Below are 12,052 nucleotides of genomic sequence, written 5' to 3' on the forward strand. Positions count from 1 at the left end.
CTCAGCCCTGGCGTTCGGATGTCGGCGGTGCGCTGGCACTGGCGACCGGCACCTGCCAGTCGCGCGGATCGACCAGCACGCCTTCCTGCAGGCGCTCCTGGCCTTCCACCACCACCTTCTCGCCGGCCTTCAGGCCGTGCCGCACAAGCCATTGCCGGTTGACGCTGCCGTCCACCTCCAGCGTGCGGATCACCGCCTTGCCATCGGCGGCGATGACCCAGGCATAGGCCTGGCCACCGGCGCTGCGCAGCACTGCCTGCTGCGGCAGCAGCAACGCGCTGGCCGGCGCTCCACGCGGCACCCGCGCACGCACGTACATGCCCGGCAACAACTGCCGCTCCGGGTTGTCGACCAGGATGCGCAGGATCACATCGCCGGTGCGAGCATCGACATTGACACCGGAGAACAGCAGCCGACCGCGCTGCGGCAGCGGCGTACCCGCCGCGCCGATGATCGTCACCGGCAACTCGCCGTCCACCGCGCTGCGCTGCAGGGACTGCAGCTGCGAAGCAGGCTGGCGCACGTCCACGTAGACCTGGTCGATCTGCTGCACGACCGCCATCGGCTCGGCATCGGCGACGCCGACCAGCGCGCCTTCGGTCACCAGCGCCTGATCGATGCGGCCATCGATCGGTGCACTGACCGTGGCGTAGCGCAGGTCGAGCTGGCGTCGCGCCAGGATCGCGCGCGCCTCGTTGACCGCTGCCCGGGCCTGCTCATGCTCGGCATTGGCATCGTCGCGGTGCTGCTGGCTGACCGCCTGTGCGGCCGCCAATGCCTGCAGCCGCTGTGACTGCACCCGGCTGCGACCCAGTGCCGCCTCGCTGCGCTGCAGGGCCGCCAGCGCCGAATCGACATCGGCGCGGAACGCCGCCGGGTCGATCTGGAACAGCGGTTGACCCGCATGTACTTCCGCCCCCTGCTCGAACATCCGGCGCTGCACGATGCCGCCGACCTGCGCACGGATCTGCGCGGTGCGCACCGCCGCCACCCGACCGGGTAGTTCATCATCGCGCTGCACCACCTGCGGGCCAACGGTGACCACGCTGACACGCGGCACGGCTTCGACGGTGGGTTCGGGGCGGGAGCAGGCCGTCATGGCCAAGGCGAAGGCCGCGACCAGCGCGACCGGAGTCCTGAAGGTTCTCATTGCTGTGCACAGTGCCGCAGACGCGGCTGAGGAATCATGAAGCGCGCAGTGTGCGTGGCGATGATGGGGTTTCGATGGAGGAAGTGTGGAGATACGATGGAGGGCAAGCACCTTCCGGCCTCGCCTTGCCATGCATGCCTCCCCTGCCCTCGCGGCGCTGGTCCTGATCGTCGAGGACGAAGCCGAGATCGCCGACATCCTTGCCGCCTACCTTGAACGCGAGGGCCTGCGCACCCTGCGTGCGGCCGATGGCCAGGCCGCCCTGGACCTGCATCGCAGCATGCGCCCGGACCTTGTGCTGCTGGACGTGCAGCTGCCGCGGCTGGATGGCTGGAGCGTGCTGACCCAGCTGCGCCAGCGCGGCGAAACGCCGGTGATCATGCTCACTGCGCTGGACCAGGATCTGGACAAGCTGACCGCATTGCGGATGGGCGCCGATGACTATGTGGTCAAGCCATTCAACCCGGCGGAGGTGGCGGCGCGCGTGCGTGCAGTACTGCGGCGTACGCTGCGCAGCCCGCGGGCGGATGCCTCCAGCGCCCTGCGCGTGGGCCCGTTGCTGATCGATACCGCCACCCACGCGGTGCATGTGGAAGGCGACGGCTACAGCCACGAGCTGCTGCTGACCCTCACCGAGTTCAAGCTGCTGCATTGCATGGCATTGGCCCCGTCACGGATCTTCAGCCGCAGCGAGCTGATGCACGAATGCCTGCCGGAAAGCGAAGCGCTGGAGCGCACCGTGGACAGCCATGTCAGCAAGCTGCGGCGCAAGCTGGACGAAGTGGGCCTCAGCCAGATTCCGGCCAGCGTACGCGGTGTCGGCTACCGTCTGATGGCCGACCGCTGATGCGCCGCTCCGGGCTCAGCCGGCACATCGTCGTGTCGATGTCGCTGATGGTCGTCGGCGTCATCGTGATGGTGATCCTCTCTTCGTGGTTGCTGTACGCCGTGCTGATCGAGTTCTTCCCGGCCAGCGCCGAAGAGCCGGAAGGATGGCTGCCAAGCGGACCGGAGCTGGCCTGGATGGTCGGGGTGATCCTGACCGGGCTGGCGCTGGCGATCGCCGCCTCGTTCCGCCTGGCCCACCGCATCCTGTCGCCGCTCAATTCACTGGTGGACAGCGTGCGTGCGCTGGCCGGCGGCGATCTCGGCGCGCGCGCCACGGCCGAGGCCAACTCACCCGGCGAGGTCGCAGCGCTGGTGGACGATTTCAACGCGATGGCCCGCCGCCTGCAGCACATGGAAAGCGAACGGGTGATGTGGCACGCGGCCATCGCCCACGAACTGCGCACGCCGGTGACGATCCTGCGCGGCCGTCTGCAGGGCCTGGCCGAAGGCGTGTTCCAGCCCGATGAGTCGCAGTTCCGCAGCCTGCTGGCGCAGGTCGAGGGCCTGTCACGGCTGATCGAGGACCTGCGGGTGCTGAGCCTGGCCGACAACGCCCGCCTCGACGTGCGCCGCGCCCGTACCGATGTGGTGGCCGAGGTGCATTCGGTGATGACCCTGGTGGATCCCGCGTTCCGCAGCGCCGGCTTCGTGCTGGAGCTGGAAACCAGCCGCGAGGAGCACCCCGCCCATTGCGACCCGACGCGGTTGCGGCAAGCGCTGCTGGCCTTGCTGGAAAACGCGCGCCGCTATGCCAACCCGGGCAAGGTACGCATCGCCGTGCATGACACCGTGGCCCATGTACAGGTGGCGATCGAAGACGAAGGCCCGGGCATCGACCCGGCCCTGCATGCGGACATCTTCAATCCATTCATGCGCGGCGACGGCTCACGATCGCGCCTGGGCGGTGGCAGTGGCCTCGGCCTGGCGGTGGTCAAGGCCATCGCCGATGCGCACGGCGGCCAGGTCTACTGCACCCCGGGCACCAGCGGCGGCAGTCGTTTCATCATCGAATTGCCGCGCCAGTAGGCGGCGCTGCGGCGGCCTGCTCACGCACGCGCGCACCCAGCGCAGCGAGATTGCGGTCGATCTCATCCAGCTCACGTCGCTGCGATTCCGGCAACTGCGCGCGCAGCTGCACGCGCAAGGCCTGCCAGGCGGGTACCGCCCGTGCGCTGGCAGCGGCCGCTGCCCGTGCCACCTCCGCCTGTTCGTCCGCCTGCGGCAGGCCGTAGCCAGCGTCGGCCAGCAACTGGCCCGGTCGCAACCACTGCCCGCTCTGTTCCAGCAATGCGCGCAGCAATCGGGTAGCGCTGCTGTCCGGGTCGGCCAGCAACCGTCGCTTCAGTGCATCGCGCGCGCGCAGCTCCGCACGCCGCTGCGCCGCCTGTTCCAGCAGCAGCAGGCCGGCACTGGCACGTACATCACCGCGCAGCAGCCACGGGGCGCGCTGTTGCGCCGGCAGCGCCAGCCATGCGCGCACATCGCGCGCCGGCAACGCCATCTGCGCGGCGGCAACCGCGAACAACTGCTGGTAGTGATCACGCGCGGAAGCAAAGTAATAGCCCTGCGCCCGGGCCTGCACGGGATCGGCCAGCACCTGCTCGTCCAGCGCATGCAGGCGCGCCAGGCGGCGGCGCAGCCCGCGCGGGCTCAGCTGTGCCAGGCCGGCTTCGCCCAGGCGCGGGACACCGGCCTGCAGCAGCTTCGCCGTCTCCACCGCGCAGTTGCTGCTGACGAAGTAATAGCGACCGTCATAGCTCCAGTGCACCTGGGCGGTACGCTCGAGCAGGCTGGCGATCTCGCTGCGGTCCAGCTGCAGCGGCAGCGAGGCCAGTCCGCGCAGCTCCACCTTGGTGTATTCGTCCACCACCTGCTGCAGCGGCAGCACGAACAGGCGCGAAGGATAACCACCGGTCAGCCCGCGCCAGTTGGAAATCTGCACATCGCCGACGAAGGCGCGGAAGGACAGCACCCGATGATGCTCCAGGTCCAGCCTGCAGTCCGGGCCCGGTGCGCGCCCAGGACGGCAGATCACCAGCCGCAGCATGCTGTGGCCCCAGCGGCTCATCGGCTGCGCACTGCCTTCGGCGAACAGGTAGTCCACGGCGTACACCCGCGCCGGGTCCAGTGCGAGCAGCGATGCAGCGCCCTCTTCCGCATCGGCCTGCAGCAGCGGAACGGTGCCCGCACAGTGCGGCGCGGGCAGCGACGGCGGCGTACCGAAATGCGCCTGGTACCACTGCGCCAAGGCCGGACGGCGGCAGGCGAACTCTGCATCGAGCACGAAGTGTTCGGCGTTCACCGCCAGGTACTCGGCCGGGTCGGTCAGTTCGTAGGCATCGGGACTGCGGTCGCGGAAGGCGTTGTCACCGCGACCCAGATGCCAGGGCTTGCGCTGCCAACCTGCAAGGTCACGCCAACGGGCGCTGCGTGACCAGTGCGCCCCCGTGCGGTCGGCAACATGGGTCAGTTCGTGCACCAGCGCACTGCGCCGTGCGCGTCGGGCACCGGCCACATTGTCATCCAGCAGGTCGCGGCGCAGCGCGATGCCCCCGGCGAAGGCACGGCCATGCACGTTGGCGGGCAGGTCGTCACGCCAGCGCACCTGCACCTGCGCGGGCAAGGCACGCAGCAGGCCGTCGGGCAGCAACGACTGCACATCCGCCAGTGTCTGCATTGCTGCCTGCTGCTGCGCCGGGCTCAGCCCGGCCGGGTCCAGCTGCAGGCGGTCGGCGGCCTGGGCTGTTGGAATGACCAGCCACGCCAACGCAGCGAGCCAGCCCATCCGCCTCCGTCGCGTTGGGCCATGCCCGGCAGCGTTCCACGCAGGTGTCATGAGGTTGCCGGCCAGCGGCCGGCACTACCCGGGCGCTGGATCAACGCGCCAGCAGGGCGCGTGCCAGCTGCAGGTCGCTCTGCTGCTGCGCAGCTGCATCCTGCTCACGCAGGTGCACCAGTGCCGCCTGCAGGCGCGCGCCACGGATCTGGCCATCGCTGGCGACAAACGCAGCCGCATCATCGCGGGCAGCCAGCACCACCTTGTCATCGCCCGAACTGCTGCCCGAGGAACCCGAAGAGGCGCCCGTCGCCGAACCGGCCGAGGTGCCGGCAAAACTCGAAGCGACGCCGGCCAGCGGCAGGGACAACAGGGCAAGCAGCAGGAACGGACGGATCATGGTCGGGGAGTTCATCGATTGGGTGGGTGGAGCGTAACGGCTGGGTGAAGACTTTGCCCGTGTCAAAGGTCGAACAATTTGCCGGGATTCAGCCGCCCTTCGGGATCGAACGCGCGCTTGACCGCCTTCATCAGTGCGATCTCGGCCGGGCCACGGGTGCTGTCCAGGTAGCCCTTCTTGACCAGGCCGATGCCGTGCTCGGCCGAAATGCTGCCATTGAAGCGCGCCAGCACCTGCGCCAGCAGCTTGGTGACATGCTCGCACTGGCTTACGAAGTCCGCGTCGCGGGTGCCGTCCGGCTTGAGCACGTTGATGTGCAGGTTGCCGTCGCCGATGTGGCCGAACCAGACCACGTCGAAGTGCGGGTAGGCCTCGCCGATCAGCGCCTGGGTCTCGGCCAGGAACGCCGGCATCGAAGAGATCCGCACCGAGACATCGTTCTTGTAGGGCTTGTAACGTGCCAGCGCCTCGGTGATGCCCTCGCGCAGGCGCCACAGCTGCGCCGCCTGGGCATCGCTGGCACTGATCACGCCATCGCTGACCCAGCCGTTGCCCATGCAGTCCTCGAAGGCCGCCATCGCCGCCGCCTCCTGCGCCTGGTCACCGGCAGCAAACTCGGTCACCACGTAATAGGGATGCACTTCATCGAACGGTGCCTGCGCACCATGGGCCAGCACATGTTCCAGCGCCCGGTCGGTGAAGAATTCAAAGGCCTGCAGCTGCAGCCTCGCACGGAACGCGGCGAACACCTGCATCAGCACATCGAAGCTGGGCAGCGCCAGCAGCATCACGTTGCTGGCCGGCGGCGGGTCGGTGAGTTTCACCGTGGCCTCGACGATCACGCCCAGCGTGCCCTCCGATCCGATCAGCAGCTGGCGGAAATCGTAGCCGCTGGAGTTCTTGATCAGGCCCTTGTTGAGCTCGAGCAGTTCGCCCGTGGCAGTGACCACTTTCAGTCCGGCGATCCATTCACGGGTATTGCCGTAGCGGATCACCCGGATGCCACCGGCATTGGTGGCGATGTTGCCGCCGATCGAGCACGACCCGCGCGCCGCGAAGTCCACCGGATAGATGAGGCCATGTCCAAGCGCCGCGTTGTGCAGCGCCTCCAGCGGCATGCCGGCCTGCACCACCAGGGTGCGGTCGACCGCATCGTAGTCCAGCGCCTTGTTCATCCGCTCCAGGCTCAGCACCAGCTCGCCATTGGCCGCCACCGCACCGCCGGAAAGGCCGGTGCGACCGCCGGAGGGAACCACCGCCACGCCCTCGGCCGCGGTCCAGCGCATCACCGCCTGCACTTCTTCAACCGTGGCCGGCAACGCGATCGCCAGCGGCGCCGGCGTCCAGCGCCGGGTCCAGTCGCGGCCGTAATGCTCCAGGTCGGCAGGGTCGGTCTTCAGCTTCAGGCCGGGACAGGCCTGCTGCAACGAGGCGATGCGGGAATCGGTCATGACGGTCCGGCGCGGGGCGTGAACAACGGACAAGCGTGCCAGCGGCCGGGCCCAGCGTCCAGCCCCGCCGCGCCTTGGATAGCTGCAGTTGCAACCAATTGCGCACTGCACCATGGGCGTTGCGATCTGGCATAGTGGTCAGCCCCTGTCCCACTGGCCGTGCCGCCCCATGTCGCCGAAGAAGACCTCGTTCCCGAAGCAGGATATCCGCGTGCTGTTGCTGGAGGGGGTCAGCCAGACCGCCGTGGAGGTGTTCAGCGCCGCCGGCTACAGCCAGATCGAGGCGCACACCAAGGCGCTTCCCGAGGACGAACTGAAGGCGCGCATCGCCGAAGCCCACATCGTCGGCATCCGCTCGCGCACCCAGCTCAGTGCCGAGGTGCTGGCCGAGGCCAAGCGCCTGATCGCGGTCGGCTGTTTCTGCATCGGCACCAACCAGGTCGACCTGGATGCGGCCGAGCTGGCCGGCATTCCGGTATTCAACGCGCCCTACTCCAATACCCGCAGCGTGGCCGAACTGGTGATCGCCGAAGCGATCATGCTGACCCGCGGCATCCCGCAGAAGAACGCCGAATGCCATCGCGGCGGCTGGTCGAAATCGGCCAGCGGCAGCCATGAGGTGCGCGGCAAGGTCCTGGGCATCATCGGCTACGGGCACATCGGCACCCAGGTCGGCGTACTGGCCGAATCGCTGGGCATGCAGGTGATCTTCCACGATGTGGAAACCAAGCTGTCGCTGGGCAACACCCGTGCGGCGGCCAGCCTGGACGACCTGCTGGCGCGTGCCGACATCGTGACCCTGCACGTGCCGGAGACGCCGTCCACGCAGTGGATGATCGGCAGCACCGAGCTGGCGAAGATGCGCCGCGGCGCGCACCTGATCAACGCCGCGCGCGGCACCGTGGTCGACATCGATGCGCTGGATGCTGCACTGGCGAGCGGCCACATCGGTGGCGCCGCACTGGATGTGTTCCCGGTCGAGCCGAAGGGCAACGGCGATATCTTCGAATCGCCGCTGACCCGCCACGACAACGTGATCCTGACCCCGCACGTGGGCGGCAGCACGCTGGAAGCGCAGGACAACATCGGCATCGAAGTGGCGGCCAAGCTGGTGCGCTACAGCGACAACGGCAGCACCCTGTCGGCGGTCAACTTCCCTGAAGTGACCCTGCCCGAGCACGCCGACAGCCTGCGCCTGCTGCACATCCACCAGAACGTGCCGGGCGTGTTGTCCAAGGTCAACGAGATCTTCTCGCGGCACAACGTCAACATCGACGGCCAGTTCCTGCGCACCGACCCGAAGGTGGGCTACGTGGTGATCGACATCACCGCCAGCGAGGAACAGGCCAGCGCGGTGCGTGACGAACTGGCGGCGATTCCGGGCACCTTGCGCACCCGCATCCTGTATTGACCCTGGCACCGCGCCATCCACGCATGGCGTGGATCTACCGGTAGCGCCGGGCCATGCCCGGCGCAATGCATCAACGTGCCAGCCACCGGCGCGCCATGCGCTGCATCGATTCGTCCGACTGCGGATCGCTGGCGACCTCGGTCACCGGGCGCCAGGCCAGCTCCAGCGACTCCTCGCTGAGCACGAAATCCTCCCCTCCCAGCGCACGGATCACGAAACGCACGTCGTAGTGCCAGTGCCCCGGCACCTCCTTGCGCTCGGGAATCCAGTGCTTGTCGATATCGAAGATGGCCGGATCATCCAGCACCAGACCGGTAAGGCCCGATTCCTCCTCGGCTTCCTTCAACGCTACCCGGGCCAGATCGCGGTCGCCGTCAGCGTGGCCACCCAGCTGCAGCCAGCGCTGCAGCTTGCGGTGGTGGGTCAGCAGCAGCCGCTGGCCATCGGCGCTGACCAGCCAGCAGCTGGCGGTGAAGTGGCCGGTCAGGCGTTCGCGGCGGAATGCATCTTCCGCATCGTCGATCAATGTGCTGAATTCGGCAGCAAGGGCGTCGTGGGCGGGTTCCTTGCGCGCATAGTCATGCAGCAGGCCGCGCAGGCGATCATCAAGTGCGGCAAGGGATTCGGTGGTTTCGCTCATGAATGCGGGGTGCCTGGAAAAATACCTGCCATTATCGCCGTTCATTGTTGCGTCTGCGCTTGTGCGGGGCCTTCAGCATTGGCTAAGGTACAGCGGGCCGTTCGCACGGCTTTCACGATTCCAGGCCGCCGGCAATGTACTGGCGGCCCTCCCAATCCGATCATCAGGAAGTACTGCATGCTGAAAGCTCTGTTGAGGGTCAAGCCGGTCGAACCGGCCGGGCACGTCGATGCCGGCGAACCCATCGAAGGCAGCCTGGATGGCGAAGCCACGTTGAAACGGACCCTCACGGCGAAACACCTCATCATGCTTGGCATTGGTGCGGTGATCGGCGCAGGCATTTTCGTGCTTACCGGCCAGGCCGCGGCCAACCACGCCGGCCCGGCGGTGATGCTGTCGTTCGTGTTCGCCGGCATCGCCTGCGCGCTGGCCGGCCTGTGCTACGCCGAGTTCGCAGCGATGATGCCGGTCTCCGGCAGCGCCTACTCCTACTCCTACGCCACGCTTGGCGAGGGCATGGCCTGGTTCATCGGCTGGTGCCTGGTGCTGGAGTACCTGTTCGCCTCGGCCTCGGTCGCGGTGGGCTGGTCGGCGTACCTGATCAGCTTCATCACCACCACGCTGCACATGCCGTTCCCGGACGCGCTGAGCGCGGCGCCGATCGCCTGGAACGGGCACGAGTTCGCCGCCTCCGGCAAGCTGTTCAACCTGCCGGCGGTGCTGATCGTGGCGGCGGTGACCGGCCTGCTGTACGTGGGCGTGACCCAGTCCGCGTTCGTCAACGCGATCATCGTGGCCATCAAGGTGTTCGTGATCTGCCTGTTCGTGGGCATCGGCGCGGCCCACGTGGACCCGGCCAACTGGCACCCGTTCATCCCGGAAAACACTGGCGTGTCCGGCGAGTTCGGCTGGAGCGGCGTATTCCGCGCGGCCACCATCGTGTTCTTCGCCTACATCGGCTTCGATGCGGTCTCCACCGCGGCCGGTGAAACCAAGGATCCCCAGCGCAACATGCCGATCGGCCTGCTGGGCTCGCTGGCGGTGTGCACGCTGGTCTACATCATTGTCTGCGCGGTGCTGACCGGCATGCTGCCCTACCACCTGCTGGGTACCGACAAGCCGGTGGCCACCGCGCTGGAAGCCTACCCGAGCCTGTCCTGGCTGAAGACCGCAGTGGAAATCGGCGCGATCGCCGGCCTGTCCTCGGTGGTGCTGGTGATGATGATGGGCCAGACCCGCATCGCCTACACCATCTCGCGCGATGGCCTGCTGCCGAAAGTGTTCGGCAAGGTCCACAAGCGCTTCCGCACGCCGTACTGGGCCACGATCGTGGTCGGCGTCATCGCCGCGTCGCTGGCCGGCCTGGTGCCGCTGAACGTGCTGGGCGAACTGGTTTCCATGGGCACCCTGCTGGCCTTCGCCACGGTCTGCATCGGCGTGCTGATCCTGCGCTACACCCGCCCGGAGCTGCACCGTCCGTTCCGCGTGCCGCTGGTGTGGGTGATCTGCCCGCTGGGCGCGCTGTCGTGCCTGTTCCTGTTCTGGCAGGCATTTGTGGTGCATTGGCATCTGTTCGTAGGCTGGACCGTGCTGGGCCTGCTGATCTACTTCGGCTACGGCATGCGCCACAGCAAGCTGGCCAAGTCGCCCTGATCCTCCCGACGGGCCGGCACCTGCGCCGGTCCGTCGATATCCGCAAGCATTTCCGCCCGCGCCCGGTCACCGGGCGCATCGCACAAGACCACCACACATGTTCAAGCAACTGTGGGCCACCAAGCATCCGCATGCCGCCCATGAAGACGCCAACGGCCTGAGCCTGCGTCGCCACCTCGGCCCCTGGGGCCTGACCGCACTCGGCATCGGCGCGGTGATCGGCGGCGGCATCTTCGTCATCACCGGCCAGGCCGCTGCCAACCACGCCGGCCCGGCCATCATGCTCTCGTTCGTGCTGGCCGCGATCTGCTGCGCCTTCTGCGCCCTGGCCTATGCCGAGTTCGCGGCGATGGTGCCGGTATCCGGCAGCGCCTATACCTATACCTACGCCACCTTCGGCGAGCTCTCGGCCTGGTTCATCGGCTGGATGCTGGTGCTCGAGTACGGCGTCTCCGCCTCGGCCGTGGCGGTCAGCTGGACCGGCTATTTCCTCAGCCTGCTCAGCCATTTCGACATCCATCTACCGGCGGCGCTGGTCAGCGCACCCTTGGATGCGCAGCTGCGGCCCACCGGCGCCATCGCCAACATTCCCGCTGCGATCCTGGTGCTGCTGTTGACCTGGCTGTGCTACGTCGGCATCAGCAAATCCTCGGCGATGAACATGGCCATGGTCATCCTCAAGACCGGGCTGATCGTGCTGGTGATCGTGGTCGGCTGGAAATACGTGGACACCAGCAACTGGACCCCGTTCATCCCGGCCAACGAAGGCCCCGGCAAGTACGGCATGGAAGGCGTGCTGCGTGGCGCGGCGATGGTGTTCTTCGCCTACATCGGCTTCGAAGCGGTATCGGTGGCCGCGCAGGAATCACACAAGCCGCAGCGCGACATGCCGATCGGCATGATGCTGTCGCTGGTGATCTGCACGGTGCTGTACATCGCGATGGCTGCAGTCATGACCGGCCTGGTGCCTTACCAGCTGCTGGGCACCGATGAGCCGGTGGTGACCGCTGTGGCCGCGCATCCGCAGCTGGGCTGGTTGCGCGTGGTGGTGGAGATCGGTGCGTTGATCGGCCTGTCGTCGGTGGTGCTGGTGATGATCATCGGCCAGCCGCGCATCTTCATGATCATGGGCCGCGACGGCCTGTTGCCGCCGGTGTTCACCAAGATCCACCCGAAGTACCGCACGCCGCATATCAACACCGTCATCACCGGCATCGGCATCGCCCTGCTGGCGGCGCTGTTCCCGCTGGACATCCTCGGCGAGCTGACCTCGATGGGCACGCTGATCGCCTTCGCGGCGGTCTGCGCCGGCGTACTGATCCTGCGCCGCACGCAGCCGGACCTGCCGCGTCCGTTCCGCATTCCGGGTGCATGGCTGGTCTGCAGCCTGGGCGTGATCAGCTGCCTGGCGCTGCTGTCGGCGATGACGCTGCACAACTGGATGCTGATGGGCGTGTGGACATTCGTCGGCTTCGTGATCTACTTCTTCTACGGCTTCAGGCACAGCCGCCTGCGGGGGAAGTGAGGTTTTCTGCATTGCAGGGCCTGCGGCCCTGCACCCGCCGTTGAAGCCGAAGCAACGGCAACAGCTGGGCTGAGGGTTTGGCGGGGCGGGTTGGATTCGCGGGGGACGCCGTGAATCCGTCCCTGGAGGCTTNGCCGCNNCATNNATGNCGCGGACAC

Annotated in this window: 10 protein-coding genes; 5 read left to right on the forward strand and 5 right to left on the reverse strand. The window is 67.5% G+C overall.

Annotated elements, in window-relative coordinates; translation table 11 throughout:
* Position 1: 1 nt before the first annotated feature.
* Complete coding sequence (locus TEP_RS10415) at positions 2–1,150, reverse strand: efflux RND transporter periplasmic adaptor subunit (protein ID WP_132825233.1); 1,149 nt, start codon at positions 1,148–1,150, stop codon at positions 2–4.
* Between the two features lie 130 nt (positions 1,151–1,280).
* Between TEP_RS10415 and TEP_RS10420 the strand changes: the two genes are divergently transcribed.
* Together TEP_RS10420 and TEP_RS10425 are read left to right on the forward strand one after the other, a co-directional pair.
* Complete coding sequence (locus tag TEP_RS10420) at positions 1,281–1,997, forward strand: response regulator (protein ID WP_132825234.1); 717 nt, start codon at positions 1,281–1,283, stop codon at positions 1,995–1,997.
* Positions 1,997–3,064, forward strand: a complete 1,068-nt coding sequence (locus TEP_RS10425) for an ATP-binding protein (RefSeq protein ID WP_132825235.1) — start codon at positions 1,997–1,999, stop codon at positions 3,062–3,064. Before TEP_RS10420 ends, TEP_RS10425 begins: the two co-directional genes overlap by 1 nt.
* Here the strand turns inward: TEP_RS10425 and TEP_RS10430 are convergent.
* The 3 genes from TEP_RS10430 to TEP_RS10440 all read right to left on the reverse strand — a co-directional run bounded on the left by TEP_RS10430 (position 3,042) and on the right by TEP_RS10440 (position 6,665).
* A complete protein-coding gene (locus TEP_RS10430) occupies positions 3,042–4,874 on the reverse strand; it encodes a DUF4105 domain-containing protein (protein WP_132825236.1) in 1,833 nt (610 codons plus the stop codon). The genes TEP_RS10425 and TEP_RS10430 overlap by 23 nt on opposite strands.
* A 40-nt stretch (positions 4,875–4,914) precedes the next feature.
* A complete protein-coding gene (locus tag TEP_RS10435; protein ID WP_032975508.1) occupies positions 4,915–5,214 on the reverse strand; it encodes a DUF2388 domain-containing protein in 300 nt (99 codons plus the stop codon).
* 62 nt (positions 5,215–5,276) lie between these two features.
* The gene (locus TEP_RS10440) at positions 5,277–6,665 is read right to left on the reverse strand and encodes an FAD-binding oxidoreductase (RefSeq protein WP_132825237.1); all 1,389 of its coding nucleotides are present in this window, start codon (positions 6,663–6,665) and stop codon (positions 5,277–5,279) included.
* 169 nt (positions 6,666–6,834) lie between these two features.
* Between TEP_RS10440 and serA the strand changes: the two genes are divergently transcribed.
* Positions 6,835–8,076 (forward strand): phosphoglycerate dehydrogenase, encoded by a 1,242-nt coding sequence (serA, locus tag TEP_RS10445; RefSeq protein ID WP_032975510.1) that lies wholly within the window; start codon positions 6,835–6,837, stop codon positions 8,074–8,076.
* Positions 8,077–8,146: 70 nt separating this feature from the next.
* Here serA and TEP_RS10450 read toward each other — a convergent pair whose 3' ends face one another.
* Positions 8,147–8,761 carry an NUDIX hydrolase gene (locus TEP_RS10450; RefSeq protein WP_132825238.1) on the reverse strand — a complete coding sequence of 205 codons (615 nt, stop codon included), beginning with the start codon at positions 8,759–8,761 and terminating at the stop codon, positions 8,147–8,149.
* 132 nt (positions 8,762–8,893) lie between these two features.
* On the opposite strand from TEP_RS10450, the gene TEP_RS10455 reads away from it, so the two are divergent.
* Complete coding sequence (locus tag TEP_RS10455) at positions 8,894–10,369, forward strand: amino acid permease (RefSeq protein ID WP_117310285.1); 1,476 nt, start codon at positions 8,894–8,896, stop codon at positions 10,367–10,369.
* Positions 10,370–10,466: 97 nt separating this feature from the next.
* Positions 10,467–11,894, forward strand: a complete 1,428-nt coding sequence (locus TEP_RS10460) for an amino acid permease (protein ID WP_025874783.1) — start codon at positions 10,467–10,469, stop codon at positions 11,892–11,894.
* Positions 11,895–12,052: the final 158 nt, after the last annotated feature.

Origin of the sequence: Stenotrophomonas sp. TEPEL (assembly GCF_004348785.1) — a bacterium.
Taxonomy (GTDB): domain Bacteria; phylum Pseudomonadota; class Gammaproteobacteria; order Xanthomonadales; family Xanthomonadaceae; genus Stenotrophomonas; species Stenotrophomonas indicatrix.